This window comes from Nocardia uniformis NBRC 13702 (assembly GCF_001613345.1).
Classification (GTDB): domain Bacteria; phylum Actinomycetota; class Actinomycetes; order Mycobacteriales; family Mycobacteriaceae; genus Nocardia; species Nocardia uniformis.
Genome location: NZ_BDCE01000078.1, coordinates 1 through 18375, shown reverse-complemented (window position 1 = coordinate 18375; position 18375 = coordinate 1). Strand labels below are relative to the sequence as shown.

At 67.2% G+C, this 18375-nt stretch carries 18 protein-coding genes and 1 pseudogene; 8 read left to right on the top strand and 11 right to left on the bottom strand.

The features are described from left to right. Nucleotides 1–46 precede the first annotated feature (46 nt). Together NU1_RS41900 and NU1_RS30135 are read right to left on the bottom strand one after the other, a co-directional pair. Nucleotides 47–433, bottom strand: a complete 387-nt coding sequence (locus NU1_RS41900) for a hypothetical protein (protein WP_157553238.1) — start codon at nt 431–433, stop codon at nt 47–49. Further along, complete coding sequence (locus NU1_RS30135) at nt 433–636, bottom strand: hypothetical protein (RefSeq protein ID WP_067526855.1); 204 nt, start codon at nt 634–636, stop codon at nt 433–435. The genes NU1_RS41900 and NU1_RS30135 overlap by 1 nt, the downstream gene beginning before the upstream one ends. Before the next feature lie 418 nt (nt 637–1054). On the opposite strand from NU1_RS30135, the gene NU1_RS30130 reads away from it, so the two are divergent. Both NU1_RS30130 and NU1_RS30125 read left to right on the top strand, forming a co-directional pair. Beyond that, the gene (locus NU1_RS30130; protein ID WP_067526854.1) at nt 1055–2269 is read left to right on the top strand and encodes a site-specific integrase; all 1215 of its coding nucleotides are present in this window, start codon (nt 1055–1057) and stop codon (nt 2267–2269) included. Nucleotides 2270–2508: 239 nt separating this feature from the next. Next, nucleotides 2509–2826 (top strand): annotated as a pseudogene (locus NU1_RS30125) (phosphoribosyltransferase); the annotation flags it as partial. 80 nt (nt 2827–2906) lie between these two features. Here NU1_RS30125 and NU1_RS30120 read toward each other — a convergent pair. The 4 genes from NU1_RS30120 to NU1_RS30105 form a co-directional block, all read right to left on the bottom strand. Further along, nucleotides 2907–3398 carry a peptidylprolyl isomerase gene (locus NU1_RS30120; RefSeq protein WP_067526956.1) on the bottom strand — a complete coding sequence of 164 codons (492 nt, stop codon included), beginning with the start codon at nt 3396–3398 and terminating at the stop codon, nt 2907–2909. Between the two features lie 187 nt (nt 3399–3585). Beyond that, a complete protein-coding gene (gene gloA2, locus NU1_RS30115) occupies nt 3586–3972 on the bottom strand; it encodes an SMU1112c/YaeR family gloxylase I-like metalloprotein (RefSeq protein ID WP_067526853.1) in 387 nt (128 codons plus the stop codon). Between the two features lie 377 nt (nt 3973–4349). Continuing rightward, nucleotides 4350–5141, bottom strand: coding sequence for a helix-turn-helix domain-containing protein (locus NU1_RS30110; protein WP_157553236.1), 792 nt, complete (start codon nt 5139–5141; stop codon nt 4350–4352). Nucleotides 5142–5316: 175 nt separating this feature from the next. Then, entirely contained in the window at nt 5317–6186 is an 870-nt protein-coding gene (locus NU1_RS30105) for an NAD(P)H-binding protein (protein ID WP_067526851.1), read from the bottom strand. A 120-nt stretch (nt 6187–6306) separates the two neighbouring features. On the opposite strand from NU1_RS30105, the gene NU1_RS30100 reads away from it, so the two are divergent. After that, entirely contained in the window at nt 6307–7143 is an 837-nt protein-coding gene (locus NU1_RS30100) for an SDR family NAD(P)-dependent oxidoreductase (RefSeq protein ID WP_067526850.1), read from the top strand. Nucleotides 7144–7194: 51 nt separating this feature from the next. Here NU1_RS30100 and NU1_RS30095 read toward each other — a convergent pair whose 3' ends face one another. Then, nucleotides 7195–7761: a sugar O-acetyltransferase gene (locus NU1_RS30095; protein WP_249384363.1), complete on the bottom strand. Its 567-nt coding sequence runs from the start codon at nt 7759–7761 to the stop codon at nt 7195–7197. A 239-nt stretch (nt 7762–8000) separates the two neighbouring features. Here NU1_RS30095 and NU1_RS30090 point away from each other — a divergent pair, with 239 nt between their 5' ends. Both NU1_RS30090 and NU1_RS30085 read left to right on the top strand, forming a co-directional pair. Then, nucleotides 8001–8804 carry an SGNH/GDSL hydrolase family protein gene (locus NU1_RS30090; protein ID WP_084521936.1) on the top strand — a complete coding sequence of 268 codons (804 nt, stop codon included), beginning with the start codon at nt 8001–8003 and terminating at the stop codon, nt 8802–8804. A 150-nt stretch (nt 8805–8954) separates the two neighbouring features. Further along, nucleotides 8955–9848 carry a TIGR03619 family F420-dependent LLM class oxidoreductase gene (locus tag NU1_RS30085; RefSeq protein WP_067526848.1) on the top strand — a complete coding sequence of 298 codons (894 nt, stop codon included), beginning with the start codon at nt 8955–8957 and terminating at the stop codon, nt 9846–9848. A 222-nt stretch (nt 9849–10070) separates the two neighbouring features. Here NU1_RS30085 and NU1_RS42850 read toward each other — a convergent pair whose 3' ends face one another. The 4 genes from NU1_RS42850 to NU1_RS30065 all read right to left on the bottom strand — a co-directional run bounded on the left by NU1_RS42850 (nt 10071) and on the right by NU1_RS30065 (nt 15344). Next, nucleotides 10071–12455, bottom strand: coding sequence for a DUF4153 domain-containing protein (locus tag NU1_RS42850; protein ID WP_245720380.1), 2385 nt, complete (start codon nt 12453–12455; stop codon nt 10071–10073). A gap of 596 nt (nt 12456–13051) precedes the next feature. Beyond that, nucleotides 13052–14107: a HAMP domain-containing sensor histidine kinase gene (locus NU1_RS30075; RefSeq protein ID WP_067526953.1), complete on the bottom strand. Its 1056-nt coding sequence runs from the start codon at nt 14105–14107 to the stop codon at nt 13052–13054. Further along, on the bottom strand, nt 14107–14661 hold the full coding sequence (locus NU1_RS30070; protein WP_157553234.1) for a hypothetical protein: 555 nt from the start codon (nt 14659–14661) through the stop codon (nt 14107–14109). Before NU1_RS30070 ends, NU1_RS30075 begins: the two co-directional genes overlap by 1 nt. Further along, complete coding sequence (locus tag NU1_RS30065) at nt 14658–15344, bottom strand: response regulator (protein ID WP_157553232.1); 687 nt, start codon at nt 15342–15344, stop codon at nt 14658–14660. Before NU1_RS30065 ends, NU1_RS30070 begins: the two co-directional genes overlap by 4 nt. 128 nt (nt 15345–15472) lie before the next feature. On the opposite strand from NU1_RS30065, the gene NU1_RS30060 reads away from it, so the two are divergent. From NU1_RS30060 to NU1_RS30050, 3 genes are all read left to right on the top strand, one after another. Then, the gene (locus tag NU1_RS30060; RefSeq protein ID WP_067526846.1) at nt 15473–16327 is read left to right on the top strand and encodes an SGNH/GDSL hydrolase family protein; all 855 of its coding nucleotides are present in this window, start codon (nt 15473–15475) and stop codon (nt 16325–16327) included. A 563-nt stretch (nt 16328–16890) separates the two neighbouring features. Next, nucleotides 16891–17436, top strand: a complete 546-nt coding sequence (locus NU1_RS30055) for a hypothetical protein (protein ID WP_245720379.1) — start codon at nt 16891–16893, stop codon at nt 17434–17436. Between the two features lie 282 nt (nt 17437–17718). Continuing rightward, on the top strand, nt 17719–18282 hold the full coding sequence (locus NU1_RS30050; protein WP_067526950.1) for a copper chaperone PCu(A)C: 564 nt from the start codon (nt 17719–17721) through the stop codon (nt 18280–18282). The last annotated feature ends 93 nt before the right edge of the window (nt 18283–18375 follow it).

Below are 18375 nucleotides of genomic sequence, written 5' to 3'. Positions count from 1 at the left end.
ATCCCCAGGTCAGAGAGATATGGGTAAGTAGCATTTACTTACCGGGTCAGTTGCATTTACTGACCTGACGACGCTTGATGTGTTTCGCCTCGTGGACTGGGCAGGGCTTGCGGGTGCCGTAGTCCTTCTGGATTGCATGGCCGGGAACAACCAGGCATGTACTCCCGGAGTCGTCGGCAAGGAGCTGGAACTTGATTGCCGTCTTGATGGCGTTGTGCACTTGGGCTTTGTGCATTGGTTCCCATCCGCCTTGGCTGGACGGCTTGCCGAGCGTTATCGAGATATCTCCCGGCTCGAAGCATGCGTGCCCATTTGCTCCGTGGAGTCCGTAGGCGAGTGCGGTTACTCGGAACCATGCGGGCAGGCCACGGTTGGCCGCTCGTTCTTCCCATACGCCTTGGAAGTGCTTCGCCCATTGGTTCACCTGGGCCACTAGGCGGCCTCTTGGTCGCTTCGGGTGAAGGTGTTGACCTCTTCGAAGGCGTGGATATCGGACCACCGGTAGCGGATAGCGCGGCCGTAGCGGACGAATGGGCAGCCATTGCCGTTGTAGCGTTCGTTCGCTAGCGTGCGGACGGTTGTTCGCCGGTATTCGGCGTACTCCTCGGGGGTTGCGAGTTTGCTTCTGTCGGTCATGAGGCTTAACCTCCTCAGTAGTTAGAACCTGAGTCGTTTGACTCGAAACTCAGGTTTTGGACATGAAAAATTAGGGCTACGCGGGTTGTGTGTGCGCGCCCTTTTGCTTTACTTCTTTCAATGTCTCTGCTGTGGAGTTGTCAACGTTCGAGGTACCTGGAGAACACTAAAGGCATGGGGGTGACACATTCACACGTCTCAGCCCCTAGTGCGTTTGAGATTGCGCGCATTCGTGCAGTACAAGGCCCGTGTTCTGGCCGGTGAACTCATGTAAGAACCATGAACGCCTTGTTGCTAATGATCAGCTTCTTCTTGGCGTACATGACCGTGGTGTGGTCGGTGTCCCAGCTCACAGCTACTTGCCCGCTACTGGACAGTTGACCTACCGTCTAGAACATGGCACACATTCAGGAAGCCCATGCCTAGGCCACCCATCCCCGAAGGCAAGCGCGGAGAGGCGCACGCCTCCATAGACAAGGAACGGCAGGCCACCGGCAAGAAGGACTATTGGCGGGGAATCTGCCGGTACAGACTCACCGGGGAACGCAAGCCCCGCACAGCGCAGGCGTACCGCACTTCGGAGGCCAAGGCCAAGCGTGACGCAGCCGAAGCCGCAGACAAGGCCCTGAAGACCCGGAAGCCCGAATACGGGCAGAAGTACAGCAGCAAGACCACAGTCCTAGAACTGTGCCTTTCCTGGTACGAGCGGGAATGCAACACCCCAGACGGCAACCGGGGCCAGTCCATCGCAGCCTTCTACACGGAGATTGTGAAGCGCCCTGGCGGCAAGAAAGGCACCGTCAAGATTGAAGGTTCCGAGCTGGGCAAGATGGCTATCGGTGAAGTGCGCACCTCGCACGTGGAGCGGCACCTAGACCCGATCCGGCACATGAGCGAGAAGGCATACCGACAGCGCCTCATACTCGTGGAAGCGTTCGCACTGGCTGCCCGTGATGATGCGATCACCGGCAACCCTGCACGGGAGTCCGAAACGATCGAACGCGGACACAAGGACGAACCTCGGCCGTTCACACCCGAAGAGACGCAACGGTTCTGGGAGATCGAAGCCAAATACTTCGAGCTATCCCCCACCGCTGATAAGCGATTCATGGACATCACACGGCTTACGTATGACCTGCTCGGCAGACCAGGCGAAGCGCTAGCCGTGATCTGGGAAGACGTAGACCTTGAAGCGGGAACCGTGGCCGTGACCGGAACTGTCGTCCAGGTGGGTGCAGACGGCAAGCGGAAGGTGTGGCGGCAGCCGATGCCGAAGGAAGACGAATCGGTGCGCACGGTCAAGGTGTCGGCCGAGTCGCTGGCCATGCTGAAGCGCCGTTGGCTGGCAGTCGGAAAACCGACAACCGGCCTGGTGTTCCCGAACAAGCTGGGCAACCCCATCTCCGCAACCATGTTCCGTGAGACCTGGGTACGGGTGCTGAAGGGCACCGAACTGGACTGGGCCACGCCGAAGGCGCTCCGCAAGACGGGCATGACTCGGATCTCCGAGAAGTACGGGGACAAGGCGGCGCAGCAGCAAGGCGGGCATGCGATCGGGTCTCGGGTGACCAGGAAGCACTACGTGCCCACGGTTCGGGAGACTGCGGACTTCACAGACGCGCTGTACGCCTAACCCGCAGGTCAGAAGCCCCAAACTTTATACGGGGCTTGCTTGACCTGGGGAATGTTCATATGAGCACGGACCCATGGTCATATGACAACGGTGCAGGTCAGAAGCCGTAACCTTTATTCGTGGCTTTGCCGACCTGGGGCTTCGTGTTCTTGATGAACATGAACCGAAAACGTGCGATAGACGTGCGACGGTGGCACGTTAACCACCTAATCCCCAGGTCAGCCCTACTGACCAGTTAGAACGTCGAGTTCTACACCGGCGTCGACCAGCGACTCGATATGCCCGTCATGCTGCCGCCCGTACCCGCACCCATCGACCTCGCCGGCGCCACCGTCCTGGTCGCCGACGACGTCGCCGACACCGGCAAAACCCTCAAACTGGTGCGCGACTTCTGCGACGCCCACGTCGCCGAGGTGCGCTGCGCGGTCATCTACCAGAAGCCACACTCGGAAGTGGACTGCGAATACGTATGGAAACGCACCGACAAATGGATCAACTTCCCCTGGTCGGTCCTGCCCCCGGTGGTCCAACGCGAAGCCCAGGTTCTCGACGCCTGACACCCGAAAACGACTGCGGCCCGGAACCGAAAGGTTCCGGGCCGCTCGCGTTTCGCGGAAGGTCAGCTACTTTCCGACGATCAGACGATCTCAGCCGACAGAATCGTCACGGCCTCGACCGGCACATCCTGATGCCCGGCCTTGGAACCGGTGCGCACACCCTCGATGGCATCCACCACCGACTCACCCTCGATCACCTTGCCGAAGCACGCGTAACCGAAACCGTCCTGGCCCGGGTAGTTCAGGAAGTCGTTCTTACCGGTATTGATGAAGAACTGGGCGCTGGCCGAATGCGGATCCATGGTCCGCGCCATCGCCACCGTGTACTTGTCGTTGCGGAGACCGTTGTTCGCCTCGTTCTCGACCCGATTCGGCGCGGGCTTCTGCGCCATATCGGCGGTCATCCCGCCACCCTGGATCATGAAGCCACGGATCACGCGATGGAACACCGTGTCCGTGTAGTGGCCCGCCTTGACGTAGTCGACGAAATTCGCGACGGTCTTGGGCGCCTTGGCCTCATCGAGTTCCAGGGTGATATCCCCGGCGGAGGTCTTCAGGAGCACTTTGGTCATGACAGTCATCCTATGGGAGGCAAGACTCCCCTTTCCTCCGGGCCGAGTGGTGAGGGATTGCAGACGTGCGCTAACCCGGAAGATCGCGGCAGGAAGACAGCAATGGGTTTTACATGTTCAGATGCGCATATTTCCATTTTATGATTCTCGGATAACCGTGCCTGACCAGTGCGATCGCGACAGCGATTCACTCCTCATACAGTTCCAATGGCAAGCCATCCGGGTCAGCGAAAAAGGCGAACCGCTTCCCTGTGTACTCGTCGACGCGCAGCTCCTCCACGGCCACTCCCCGCTCCCCCAACTCCGCCAGTGCCGCAACCACGTCCGGCACTAAGAAGGCCAAATGCCGCAGGCCCGCCGCCTCCGGCCGCGAAGGCCGCGGCGGCGGTTCCGGAAAGGAGAACAACTCCAGCCGACCACCATCGGGCAATGCCAAATCCAGCTTGTACGAGCGTCTTTCGGCGCGATAATGCTCCGCCAGCACCACCAAACCGAGCGTCTCGGTATAGAACGCCTTCGACTTCTCGTAATCCGAGGCGATGATCGCCACGTGATGGATTCGCTGAAGTTCCATGTCCCCGACGCTATCCCATGAACGCGCTGACCAGCCGGAACCCCTCCCCTCCCCCACTGCGATTCGCCCTAACCCAACACAACTCACCGACTGACCGCCACGCCTCTCCCGTCGTGGCTTCTTTGGGCCCGGCGTTTTTCCGGGCCGTTTCCTACGACACTCAGGGGGGCACATGCGTAGATGCGCATATTTCCATGTTGGTATGTCTGACTGTCGATACTGTCTCCGCTGCGCACCGGGCCCCGGGTCAGGCGGTCACAAAGTTGAAGCGTTGGCGAATCCTGTTGCCTCGCCGCGGTTTGCGGCCGCTCTTCCCCGGACCCGCCACGTCGGATCGATCCGCCCTCCCCCGTGACCGGGGCTTAGTTCATCCGGGTTCAGTTGCCGGAGACGGCGATTCGTTCGCGGAGCAGGGTGGCGGTGGCGGCATCGGCCGGGAAGAAGGCCTCGATGGCGAGTTCGGCGACGGTGACGTTCATGGGGGTGCCGAAGACGGTGGTAATGCTGATGAAGGTGAGGTCGTGGCCATCGAGGTGGAGGCGGAGCGGGACGACGGCCTGGTCGGGTTCCGGCAGGCCGGGGGGTTCTTCGCCGCCGGGGTAGGCGCGGAGTTCGTCGCGCAGGTCGGTGAGTTCGGGTGAGCCGCTGACATCGATTTGGCGTTGTAGGCGTTCGAGGATGTGGCCGCGCCATTCGGGCAGGTTCGTAATACGGGGTGCGAGGCCCCGGGGGTGCAGGCTCAGTCGGAGCGCGTTCACCGGACCGGTGAGTAGGCCGGGGTCGACCCCTTCAAGGAAGAGGCCGATGCCGGCATTGGCGTCGACCATGTTCCAGGAGGCGTCGACGGCGAGGGCCGGGTGGGGTTCGTGGCCGGTGAGGATTTGGCGGATGGCGGTGCGGATGGGCGCCATGGCGGGTGTTTCGAGGTCCGGTTCGGTGTAGACGGGGGCGTAGCCGGCGGCCAGGAGCATGCGGTTGCGTTCGCGCAGGGGGATGTCGAGTTCGTCGGCGAGGTGCACGATCATGGCTCGGCTGGGGGTGGCGCGGCCGGTTTCGATGAAACTGAGGTGGCGCGTGGAGGTTTCGGCGCGTCCGGCGAGTTCCAGTTGACTGAGGCGGCGGGTGGTGCGCCAATGCCGGAGGAGATCGCCCGCGGTCTGCGTTGCCATTCCCTGATCGTACGAATGGGTGCGCATCGCGGCCATTACGCGGCAGGTAATGGTTGACGAGCTCGTTCGTGATCGGCCTCAATGGTCACCGAGCAGGGTGCGGCGGCGAATTCTGTCGCACCGTCGCTCGCCGCGATTCGGAGCCGCGGCGGTTGCGCCGACCACTCCCCTGCCTTCAGTGCGCACGGGTGCGGTGCGCGGCGTAGTCGGCGAGCGTGGTTGGTGGGTGGCCGCCGTACTTCTCGATGCTGTCGGTGATCTGGTAGAGGCCTTTGCCCTCGCCGAGGAGGCGGAAGATCTCCCAGAGTTTGGTGAGGTGGTCGGCGGCGTGCGGACTGCGGTAGAAGTCGAGGGCCCAGCGGTGCCAGGTGGTGGGGTCGGCGTCGTGGTAGGTGCGGCCGAGGGCGCGGGCGGCGGCGCCGATGGGTTGGACGTCGCCGGTGAGCAGGATGACGGATTCGGTGGCGATGTGGGGGTCGGCGAGGAGTCCGGCGGCGACGCGGGCGACGTCGGCGGCGGCGACGAGTGGGAGTTCGGTGTGTTCGGGTCCCATGGGGAGGGTGAGGCGGTCGCCGTCGCCGGTGTCGGCGATGCGGGCGAGGTTTTCGTGGAAGACGGCGGCGCGGAGGTGGATGGCGCCGATATCGGCCCAGTCGAGGATTTGTTCGGCGGCCCAGTGTTGGCGCATGCGTGGGGTGAGGGCCTGGGGGCCGGCGGCGAGTTGGGAGACGGCGACGACGCGTTCGACTCCGGCTTCGTGGGCGGCTACCGCGAAGGTGCCGGTGGCGTCGAGGAATCCGTCGATGACCGGGTAGGTGAAGTAGGCGCGGTGGATGCCGTCGAGGGCGGCTCGGGTGGCGTCGAGGTCGCGGAGGTCGCCGACGATGACCTGGGCGCCGAGGGCGCGCAGGACGGTGGCGCGTTCGTCGTCGGTGTGGACGAGGGCGCGGACGGGGATGCCGCGGCCGAGTAGTTGCGCGGTGAGGTGCCGGCCGGTGGATCCTTGCCGTCCGCCTGCGGCACCCGTGACGAGGACTGGCTCCATGGTCTTACGGTACGGCGACCGGTATTGCGGTACAGGGCGATTCGAGCAATGGACCGGTTGGTTACGGGAACACTGTCTGGGTAGGACGACAGGGACGGCGTTACGGAAGGGCGAACGGGTATGAGAATGATTCTGATCACGGGGGCCACTTCGGGGGTCGGCCGGGCGGCGGCGCTACAGCTCGGTGAGCAGGGGCATCATCTGGTGTTGGTGGGCCGCAGTCCGGATAGGCTCGCTACGACGGCTGCTGCGGTGCGTGCGGCCGGTGCGGGCGCCGTGGACGCCCTCGAATGCGATATGGGTTCGCTGGATCAGGTGCGGCAGCTGGCGAAGACCGTGCAGGCCAACTATTCGCGTATCGACGTGTTGGCCAATAACGCGGGCGGTTTCCATATGACGCGCACCGAGACCGAGGACGGTATCGAGGCGACGTTCGCGGTGAATCATCTCGGTGGTTTCCTGCTCACGGAGCTGTTGCTGGATCTGCTGCTGCATTCGTCCCCCGCGCGCATTCTGTTCACCTCGTCGGTCATGCATTTCGGCGCGCACCTGGATTTCGATGATTTGTCGCTGCGGCGGGGGTATTCGCCGCAGCGGGCCTACAGTGCCTCGAAGTTGGCGAATATCCTCTATGTCCGGGATTTGGGTCGGCGGTTGGAGGGGACCGGGGTGACCGCCAATGCGTTCCATCCGGGAGCGGTGGCGACGAATATCTGGGATTCCGCGCCGTGGCTGGTGCGTCCGGCGCTGTCGCTCGTGAAGCGGGTGTTCATGATTTCGCCGGAGGAGGGTGGGCGGCGGTTGACCTTCCTGGCCACCGATCCGGAGGTGGGGGCGGTGTCGGGGGGTTATTTCCAGCGCGATCGGGTGAAGACGCCGGGGCGCGCCGCGCGCGATGATGCGGCGGCGCGGCGGTTGCGGCGGGCGTGTGAGGAGTTGACCGGGCTCGCGGAATGAGTCGGTCGGGTGCCGCCTGGGCGGGGACCCCCTACGCGTCACGGCTGGCGCTCACAGCTCCCTGATAGCGCGGCATGGGTTGCCCGCGGCGAACACTCGTTCGGGCACGTCGCGGGTGACGACGCTGCCCGCGCCGATCACGGTATTCGCGCCGATGGTGACACCCGGGCAGACGATGACGCCGCCGCCGAGCCAGACATTGTCGCCGATGGTGATGGGGGCGGCGGTTTCCCAGCGTTGGCGGCGCAGTTCGTGGTCTTCCATGGGGTGCAGGGCGGTGAGGAGTTGGGCGCGGGGGCCGATGGAGACGTCGTCGCCGATGGTGACGGGGGCGCAGTCCAGGATGATGGCGTCGTAGTTCAGGAAGCTGTTCGCGCCGATGCGGATGAGTGAGCCGTAGTCGCATTGCAGGCGCGGCATGATCCAGGAGCCGGGGCCGATTTCGCCGAGTAGGTCGGCGAGCAGTGCGCGGCGTTGCTGGTCCTCGCCCGCGGCGGTGGCATTGAATTTGTCCAGGAGTTGCTGGCAGTGGCGGCGTTCGGCGACGAGATCGGGATCGTTGTCACGGTAGAGCTCGCCGCGCAGCATGCGCTGTTTGTGATCACCCACGGCGTCCATCCTGCGCGATGTGCCGGGCTTTCGCAGAACCGCCTGCGCAGCAGCCGATTCCGTGCTGGGCGCGGGCGGCGGCATTGTCGTGGTGCTGTGCGAAGGTGTTTTCGGGTGTGGCCGAACCCGACCGGGTCGATGGTCGCTGTCGTGGGTTCGCACTTGCGCGGAACGGGTGCGGCCGTCAGAGTGCGGGTTGGTTGGGTGTGGGTTTGCCGGAGGTGCCCAGCCGTGAGATGAGGTGAGCGATGTTCGAAGAGGCTGCCCGCAGGACCGGGGCTTGGCGTGGGAAGAAGTATGTGGCGCTGGGGAGTTCGTTCGCGGCCGGGCCGGGGATCGTGCCGCGTGTGCCCGGGTCGCCGCGGCGGGCGGGGCGGTCGCGGGGGAATTATCCGCATCTGGTGGCCGCGGCGGCGGGGTTGGAGTTGACCGATGCGACGTGTAGTGGGGCCACCTGTGCGCATGTGCTGCGGGAGTCGCTGTTCGGGTTGCCGCCGCAGTTGACGGCGGTGGCGCCGGATGCGGATCTGGTGACGGTGACGATCGGCGGCAATGACGTCTCGCTCACGCCGTATCTTTTGGCGCGGCGGGTGCCCGCGCCGCTGCGTTTGCTGCCCGTCGTGGCGCGGGCGGCGAATGCCGAGGCAGCGTTGCGGCAGCTCGGCGGTGTCGAGGGCCGGATGGTCGAGGTGTTGGAGGCGGTGCAGGCGCGGGCGCCGTGGGCGCGGGTCATGGTGGTGAACTATCTGTCGGTGCTCGGGCCCGGCTCCGATCGTGACAGCGCGGTGGATCGCAATTATCGGACGCTCGCGGAGGGGCTCGCGGCGCATACCGCGGCGGCCGCGGAACGGACCGGGGCCGGCTTGATCGATGTGCGGACCCCGAGTCTGGAGCATGCTCCCGGTACGCCGGACGCGTGGACTATCGACTACTACCTGCCGATTCCTGGCCGTCGCTATCCGGGGAGCCCGTGTCATCCCACGGCGGCGGGGATGGCGGCCAGTGCGGCGCTGGTCCTGGATCGGTTGATCACGGTGCCGCCGGTGCGCTGAGCCCGCACCGGGTGCGCATGTCAACGACCATCGGCTCTCGGGGGCATCGGGGTCTCGAGCGAGTGCTTCGAGGGTCGGCCGGGTGAACGTTCGGCGCCGTGTTGATGGGATATCGCGGAATCGGGTGGGGATTCTGCTATCACGGAGGGCATGAAGATCGGCTTCGCGCTCCCCCAGTACGGTTCGCACGCGCGGCAGGCGGCGCGGGTGCCGCGGTTCGCGGCGGAGGTCGAGCGGGCGGGGGCGGACAGTCTGTGGGTGGGTGAGCGGTTGATCGCGGCGACGCATCCGACGGTCGGGTACGCGGGTACGGACACCATTCCGCGCGAGTTCCATGCGGTGTTGGATCCGTTCCTGGTGTTGGGGCTCGCGGCGGCGGTCACCGAGCGGGTGCGGTTGGGCACGAATGTGCTGATCGCGCCGCTGTACCGGCCGACGCTGCTGGCGCGGTCGCTGACCACCCTGGATGTGGCCAGTGGTGGGCGACTGGTGCCCGGGTTCGGGATCGGGTGGTCGCCGGAGGAGTACGCGGCGGCGGGGGTGCCGTTCACCCATCGCGGGGCACGACTGGATGAGACCCTCGACGCGTTGGATGCCATCTGGACCGAGAATCCGGCGAGCTATCAGGGGCGGTTCGTCACGGTGCCGTCGCATTACAGCGAAGTGAAGCCGGTGCGGCGGCCGCGGATTCATCTGGGGGCGTTCGGTGCGGCCGGGTTGGCGCGGGTCGGGCGGCGCGCGGATGGCTGGTTGCCGGTGCTGCCGGCACCCGAGCCGCCGGGTTGGGGAAAGCGGTTGCTGAAGTCGCGGGACGTGATCGATCGGGCGGCGGAGGCGGCCGGACGCGACCCCGGGGGCATCGACACGATTGTGCGGGTGAATGTGGCGGCCGGAACCGATCCGGAGCGCATCGCGCGGACCGTCGAGGAGGTCGCGGCCGCAACCGGATTCGATGATTTCTTCATCGATCTCATGTCGGTCGCCGATTCGGTGGAGGGGATGGTCGATATGGCTGGCGGGTTGTTGGAGCGGTTGCGCGGTTGAGGGCCGCCGTCGGCTGCGGCAGGCGGCGAACGCGTGGACGCGCGTCGGGCTGTGTGCCCCGACGACGGCAGCTGGCCGTTGTCGGGGCTTCTACGGATCGGGCGGGTGGGCGGCGCTACTCCTGAACAGCGCCGCCATTCCCGGTCAGGGCAGTTCCGATTCCATTGCGGCTCGTGACACCGGCCGGTGTCTCGCTGGCGGGCCTGTTATCCAGCGGCACGATCAGCGGCGGGCCGAGGAGCGTGACAGATTCCAGCCCTGCCACGGGTCCTCGTCCAGGCGCGCCCGGATCGGGTTCACCACCGCCGCGCGCAGGGGTTCGGGGAGGCGGTCGGCTGCGGGGACGACATCGGCGGACAGTTCGCTGAGGTAGCTGGTGTCGAGGCGTTTACCGGCCTCCCAGCGGTCGATATTGCGTTCGGCGACAAGGCGTTCCGGATTCAGGAGCGACAAGGTGAGCAGGGTGGCGGCGGCCGCGCCGATAGCCGCGCGGGGCAGCCAGTGCTGGCGCAATCTGATCAGGCTGGCCAATACCAGCAGGTAGAGGGCGCCGATCCAGAGTTCGAACACGACCACCAGGAGCCGCAGCGTGGTGAATCCGTAGGCCTGCTGGTAGGTCCACATGCGGCTCAGCGCCGAGGCCACGATGACCAGGGTCAGCACGCTCACCGCGGTCAGGGCCGCCCGCAGCCAGACGCGGTCGGGCTGGGATCGCTGTGCGGCCCAGCGCTGTACCACCATGATCACGGCCAGGGTGAGCATGCTGACGATCGACAGCTGCCAGAATCCGCTGCGCGCGTATTCGGCGTAGGTGAGTTCGGCTGTGCGTTGCACATACCCGTGGCCGCCGAACAGCACCGCCAGCTGGGTGGCCACGAATACCGCGAACAGCACGGTCACGGCCCCGACGGGCAGTCCCCACTCCACCCGCGACAGTCGTCGCGGAACGGGCTTTCCCGCACCATGATTCGCGTCCGGTGCCGCTGGGGGCGGCGCGGCCAGCAGAAACAGCGCCCCCGCGATTCCCGACGCCGCGATCGCGAAGACGATCGCCCGGGGCAGCAGCGCCTCCATATCCAGCGCCGGAATCACCCCGTCCACCAATCGCGCGAATACCGCGTCCGCCCCCGCCAGCAATGGCACGAGCACCAAGAGCAGCAGCACGGTCACCAGTAGCGACCACCACACCCGCTGATTCGACGGCATCCGTGCCCGCCGCACCCGCTCCACCCCGCGATAGAGCCACGGCACCGCCGGAATCAGCGCCGCCAACGGCACCGCCACCATGTCGAACAGCACCCCGTGTATCGACCGCCGCACAATCGCCAGCGATCCGACCACCGCCGCCGCCAGCGCGCAGAGCACGAACAACCACTCCGCCGCACGGAACGTACCGACGGCGAGCAGCGCCAACGCCAGCGCCGACCACCAGACGCGACCCCAGTTGCTCGCATCGCTCGGCGGCAACGCGGCTGCGGCCGACAGTGATGCGGCTGCACCAGCACTCGCTGGCGCAGCGGTACCCCGGGTGCCGGGGGCGACCGCGGCAGCAGAATTCACCTGCCGCGAGTCGGTGCGCGTGGTCTCCGACCGATCCGACTCGGACGCACCAGGACGAGCCCCCGCGGCGCTGGGTGTCGCCGGGTCGGGCGTACCCGCTGACCGCTGCGATGGGTAGCCGGGATCGCCGGCGGGGAGGCCGGACCCTTCCGCAGCCGCTCCTGCTCCAGTGGGGTCGGGTCCAGTGGGATCTTCAGTGGCGGGATTCTCAGTGGCAGGACCACCAGCGGCAGGACCGTCGGTGGCAGGACCGTCGACTGCTGCGATCGGAATGCCAGTAGCGGTCGCGGCGACATTCTTCGTCCCGGGCCCATCGATGGGCTGGGTAGTCGCGCGGTGAGGTCGTGTGGAAACGTCACCGGAACCCACGAGTAGATCAGGGCCGCCGGTGGGTGCGGTGTCCACGCTGGTCGCTGCTTCCGCGCGGGCGGTCGCGCCTTCCACGAGAGCCTGTTCCGGAGTGCTGGGCGACTCCCCCGCCGTGTGCGCGGTCTCGGATGGCCGAGCCGGTCCAGCGGCGGCGTCCGGCGCGGCCGGGTTCACCACGGGCTGCTGTTCGGTTGACGCACCGGGTGTTTCGGTTGCGAGGGCGGGGGCTGGCTCAGTGAGATCGGACGAACCGGCCGTTGCGGCGGGGGCGGCTGTGGGCCGAGCGGGAGTACTCGCGTCGATGTTCTTGGTGCCGCCGCCCACGCGCTGTTTCGCGAGTTCCGTTCCCGCGCTTGCCTCTTCAGCGCTTACGGTGCTTTCGGTGCGCGGTGTGTGCGGGTCGACCGCAGATTGAGCGTCGGAGGATGCGGGCGGGTTGCGACGGGCGGTGCGGTCCACGGCGTAAATGGCGGCGGCGGTGATGGAGCCGGTCAGGAGCCAGCCGATGCCCGGGCGGTCGACGGGTATGAGAGCCGCCGCCGCGATGCCGGTGAGAGCGGTGGCGGGGATAGCACCCCGGGGGAAGGCCACACGGGCGGATTCGGGCAGTAGGCGGACCGGAGTGGGGCGGATCGGATACTGCGAGGATGGGGCACGTTCAGCGGGTGGAGTGCCCACGCCTGGAACGCCGGACACCGACGGTGATGGCCGGGAGCTGGCGGGCGGCCGGGCGACCGGCGGGTGCGTCGACGAGCTCTCGGGTGGGACCACCGGTGCTGGGGTGTCGGGTGGGTTGCCGGGCCGCTGACCGTCGGGCGAGTCGACCGATGGCTGCGTCGTGGGCAGCTCGACGGGCAGCGGAGTTCCCGGTGAATCGCCTGACGGCTGAGTTGGTGAATCGCCTGACGGCTGAGTTCTGGGCATGGGTATCCCTCCGAGGGGTATGTGGCATCGGCCCGGGAGCGATGCTGACGGGCGATCCGAGGGCCGGATTCCGAGCGAGGCGCTCCGGGTGTGAGGGCTGGGGTATTCAGAGTTTGCGAAGCGGAGATATCAGAGGCTGGGTGGGTGTGCGAAGCGGAGCCGGATCGGGCCCGCGCTGGAGATATCCGGTGGGTAGGCGGTGTGCAGCGGTGATATGGGGTGGGGATGTGGTTGTGGGGTGGGAGAATTCGGTGGCGGGACGGTGGGCCGGAACCAGCGCCGCCAATTGATCAGGCTGCGATTCGAGGCACCGCCGCCCGGGAGTCGTGCATCGCGGGCAGGTAGCGCTGTCAGGAGTCGGGGAGGCGGGGCGCGCTGGCGGGGAGGGTGACGCGGATGCGGGAGCCGGGGTCGGCGACGGCAATGGTGCCGCCGTGCAGGTCGACGATCCAGCGGGCGATGGCCAGGCCGAGCCCTGTCCCGCCGCCGGTGGTGGTGCCGCCCCGGGTGAAGCGTTCGAAAATGCGGGAGCGTTCGGCGAGTGGGATGCCGGGGCCGTCGTCGTGGACCTCGATGGTGATGTGGTCGCGACCGGAGAAGGCCGCGAGATGGACGGTGCCGCCGACGGGGCCGTGGCGAATCGCGTTGTCGCACAGGTTGATCAGCACCTGATGCAGGCGGGCGCGGTCGGCGGGAACGGTGAGGTCGGGTGGGGCGGCGATGCTGAATTCGACGTCGCGGTCCAGGGCGGCGGCCACCGCTTCGGCTTCGGCCACCACATCTTTCAACAGTGGGGCGAGCGTGACCGTCTCGATGTCCAGACGCACCGCGCCCGCTTCGATACTGGAGAGGGCGAGCAGTTCGGAGACGAGCAGGCTCAATCGCTCGGTTTGGGCGAGTGCGGTGCGCAGGGTCGCCGGATCGGGTTGGGCGACACCGTCGACGAGGTTCTCCAGGACCGCGCCCAGGGCGGTGATCGGGGTGCGCAGTTCATGGGAGACATTGGCGATGAATTCGCGGCGCTGCTGGTCGGCGGCGGCCAGATCGGCGGCCATCTGATTGAATGCCTCCGCCAGCTGTCCCACCTCGTCGCGGGAGGTGGCGCGGACCCGCCGTGAATAGTCGCCCTGGGCCATCCGTTTGGCGGCGGTGGTCATTTCCCGCAGCGGTCGTGTCATTCCGTGCGCCAATATCTGCGACAGCGCCAGCGCGATCAGGGTGGCGGTGACCGTGGTGCGTGGCGGTAGCCAGCCGATGCGGGTGGCGAAGAAGCCGAATGCCACCGCGCCGGATCCGACCATGACAATGGCGAGCTTCAGTTTGATCGACCGCATCCGGTCGAGGGGGCGTGGTAGCCGGTCGGCCAGTCGGTCGGCGGCGGAACGCAGTTCGGGCCAGACGCTCATTACAACCGCCGTCCCCGGCGCGGCCGCGCGCATACCGTCGCGATACCGGAGCGGTGGTGGTCGGGTCGCTGCGCGTGAGCCGCTGACGACGGCTCGACCGCAGAACCGTCCCACTCCGAGCCGCAGATACCGTCGGGCGACTCGACCGCATGACAGTCCGGTTCCGCCCCGCACGCACTGTCCGGCACCTCGACCACATGACCGTCCAGTCCCGACCCGGACGGACTGTCCGGCACCTCGACCACATGACCGTCCAGTCCCGACCCGGACGGACTGTCCGGCACCTCGACCACATGACGGTCCGGATGCGATTCGGAGATGCCGTCCGGCACCTCGACCGCATCACGGTCCGGATGCGACCCGCACCTGCCGTCCGGCACATCGACCAAATGATCGTCCGGTGGCGAGGCGGAGGTGTCGTCGACCCGCTCGGCCGGCGCTTGGACCTGATCGGGCAGTTCCCCCCGGTACCGCACGACCACGCGGCGCGTCATCCGAAGGCGCGTCGGGTCGACGCCCCATCCCGCGGCACAGCTTCCGCCCAGGTAACTCATCGCGCCTCCAATGCGTAGCCGACGCCGTGCACGGTGCGAATGAGGTCTGCGCCGAGTTTGCGGCGCAACGCCTTGATGTGACTGTCGACGGCGCGGGTACCCGAGGCGTCGGCCCACCCCCAGACCTCGCTGAGCAGGCGTTCGCGGGGCAGGACGGCGCGGGGGCGGCGGGCCAGGTGTACGAGGAGTTCGAATTCGAGGGGGGTGAGCTGGGTTTCGGCGTCGGCGCGCCAGACTCGCCGCTGATCGATATCGATGCGCAGATCCCCGACGAGGATGGTCGCGCCGTGGTCGGCGGTGCGCTCCACGCGCCGCAGCAGGACGTGGACGCGGGCGCAGAGGACCCGCATGGAGAACGGTTTCGTCAGATAGTCGTCCGCGCCCACACCGAGGCCGATCAACATATCGGTCTCATCGGTGCGGGCGGTGAGCATGAGCACCGGGACCGGACGCCGGGCTTGGACGCGGCGGCACACCTCGAGGCCGTCGAAGCCGGGGAGCATGACGTCGAGGACGATCAGATCCGGTTCGGTGGTTTCGGCGGCCGTCACCGCGGCGGGGCCGTCGTGGGCGAGGTCGACAGTGAATCCTTCGGCGCGTAACCGCACGGCGATGGATTCGGCGATCGTCGGCTCGTCCTCCACGACGAGGATGCGCCGTCCGCCCCGCTGCTGCTGTTCCATGCAGGTGACCCTATGCAGTCGCCGTGGAGATGGTTCGCGGCGATTGTGAAGATCTTGTGGAGACGCGCCACCCGCTGTTCGCCCGGCGGCCGTATCCTGTCGGCGCATCCCCGGCCGAAGGACAAACGATGGATTCGAATCTCCGCGTGGCACAACCCTTCACCCGCTATGTCGCGCTCGGTGACAGCCAAACCGAAGGTATCGGCGATCCGGACGGCAGCGGCGGCCATCGCGGATGGGCGGACCGCCTCGCCGAACTTCTCGCCGCCGCGGCCCCGGAGCGGGTGCGCTACGCCAACCTCGCCATTCGCGGTCGCCGCACCGCCCGCATCCGCGCCGAACAACTCGCGCCCGCCGTCGCGTTGCGCCCCGATCTGGTGACCGTGATGGCGGGGATGAACGACCTGGTGCACCCCACCTTCGATATGGCGGCCACCGTCGACGATATCGAGGCCATGCTGACCTCGCTGTCTGCCACCGGCGCGCACGTGGTCACGTTCACCTATCCCGATATCGGGGCGATCACCCCCATCGCCCGTCCGCTGTCGGGCCGTATCCGCGCCATGAATGCCCGGATGCGCGCCCTCGCCGCGCGCCTGGGCGTCACCCTGGTCGATTTCGAACCCGTCGCCGCCACCACCCATCGCCGTGTCTGGGCCGACGATCGCCTGCATCTCAGTCCGCTCGGCCACGACCTGGTGGCGCGCGCCGTCGCGGACACTCTCGCCGTCCCCGGGGCCGATGCCACCTGGCGCGACCCCCTTCCCGTCGACAACCGCACCATCGAGGACATTTTCCGCGCCGAATTGAACTGGACCACAAGCCATTTCGCGCCATGGGCGGTGCGCCGCCTGCGCGGTATGTCCTCGGGCGCGGGGATCACGGCCAAGCGTCCGACACTGCTGCCGGTTGTCACGGGTCGCCAACCATCACCGAGCCACGGCGGCGAGCGCCAGCACTCGGGCGACTCCCCGCACTGCTGACAGACCACGACGGCCGACCGGAGCGCTGCCGAGGACATTGTCATCAGGACCGCCGCCACCGATAACGTGGACGCGATCACCCGCATCTCCAATCACTTATGTCCTCGAACTTCCGCTTCCGGCTTTCGAGGCCGAGGAGTAGGCCTCGAAGGTCCGTAGCCGCGGCAGCTCCGCACTCCTGATCCGTGCGCTCCCTGCGAGTCTCCGGAGGGCAAAGACATTCGCTATGCGCTCGCCACCCGCGGTGAAGCCGAGCTCCCGCCGACGGAGCCCGGGCCGCTGCGCAAGGCGGAGGAGAACACCGCCGCTGATTCCGCCGCGAACCCCCATCTCTCCCCCTGCGGCCGAACACGGGACGGCGACACGCCGTCGAGGTCCGTACGAGGCCCTGGGGTTCACCCCGCGCGAGCGTTCGCGATCCACCATCGCACAGACTCGGCCAACTGCCGCAGCCGTGATCGACCGAGGACGGCACGGCGGGCGCGAGACGTCATCGTGCGATCGATATCGATTCGGCGACCTGGGCGGCCCCGTCTACTACACGGCGTAGGTACCATGGTCGGGTGCGATCACCGACCGATCCAGCTGCGCGCCTGCGAGGCGTCGCTGTCGGGACGGCATCGGGGGCGGTCGCGGTGGCCGCGCATGGGCTCGGGGGTGGAGCCGTTGCTCCCACCGGGGCGGCGTTGGCGCTGTTGCTCGCGACCTGTGCGCTGATCGGCGTGGTGGTCGCGACGGTGCGGCCGCGCGGCGGACTGCTGTCGACCATGGCGATGCTCGCCGTCGGACAGAGCATCGGGCACGAGGCGCTGTCGATGGGTCCGCAGCACCATCAGCACGGGGTGGGTACCGCCATGCTGGCGGCGCACCTGGTGGCGGTCCCGGTCGGCGCGGTACTGATTCGCGCGGCGGAGATCGGCGTGCGCCGAGCCGTCACGAGTGTGCGGCGGTTCCTGGTCGTGCTGGGGCTCGAACCCCTGCCGCCGCACCGGCCCACCCCTGTTCCGGTACATCAGCGGGCAGTAGCACTGCGGTTGCTGGTGAGTTCCGGGAGTGGGCTTCGCGGGCCACCGTGCCCACAGAATCCTTCTCTTCTCGCTCCCGCGTAGCACCGCCACGACTCGAATCCTCGGGTCGGCCCGCCGCGACGGCACACGTGAGCACATCCGAATGATGCTGGGCCACACGCCGAGCACGCGTCCACCGTCGAGGTGGTCCGACGGCGTCGGCCGCGGGTGTGCATCGACTGCCGCGCCGCGACACGGTCGATCGAACAACGGTCGTTGCTGGTTGCCGCGAATACGCTGCCGGGCATCGCAGGCGGCGTGGCTGTCGTGATTCTCGCCGGAGCGAATACCCGCACTCTTCCTTCGACGTTCGGAGATTCCGTCATGTCCCCATTCCCCCTCACCCACCGTATCCGCGTCACCGGCGCGGCCCGTCGCCTCGGCGCGGTCGCGGCGATCTCGGCACTCGCGCTACTGCCGGTCGCCTGTTCGTCGGATGCTTCCGACACCCCGGTCGAGTCCGCCGCTCAGGTCGCCATGAGCGATCAATGGATCAAGGCCGCCGACACCGGGATGTCCGCGGCATTCGGTGTGCTGAACAATTCCGGTGATCAGCCGGTCACCCTGGTCGCCGCGACCAGCCCGGTCTCGACAACGGTGGAGATCCACGAGGTCGTCGCCGACGCGGCGGGCGATAAGACCATGCGCGAGAAGGAAGGTGGGCTCACCATTCCGGCGCACGGGTCGGCCGTCTTGAAGCCCGGTGGCGAGCACCTGATGTTCATCGATCTGAAGGAACCGCTGCGCACCGGCGCGGAAACCCCGATCACGCTCACCTTCGCCGACGGCTCCAGCACCACCGTCACCGCGCAGGTGCGTGACTTCGTCGGCGGCAAGGAGAACTACGAACCCTCCGGCGACACCGCGGCCCCGGCGCACGGTGGCTGAGCGGCCCCCGGCCGAGCGGCCGCTACCCGATGAGGCCGAACCGTCGAGACCCGCGGCAGGTGCGTCGCCCGCCCCGGCGGCCGAGTCGGGATC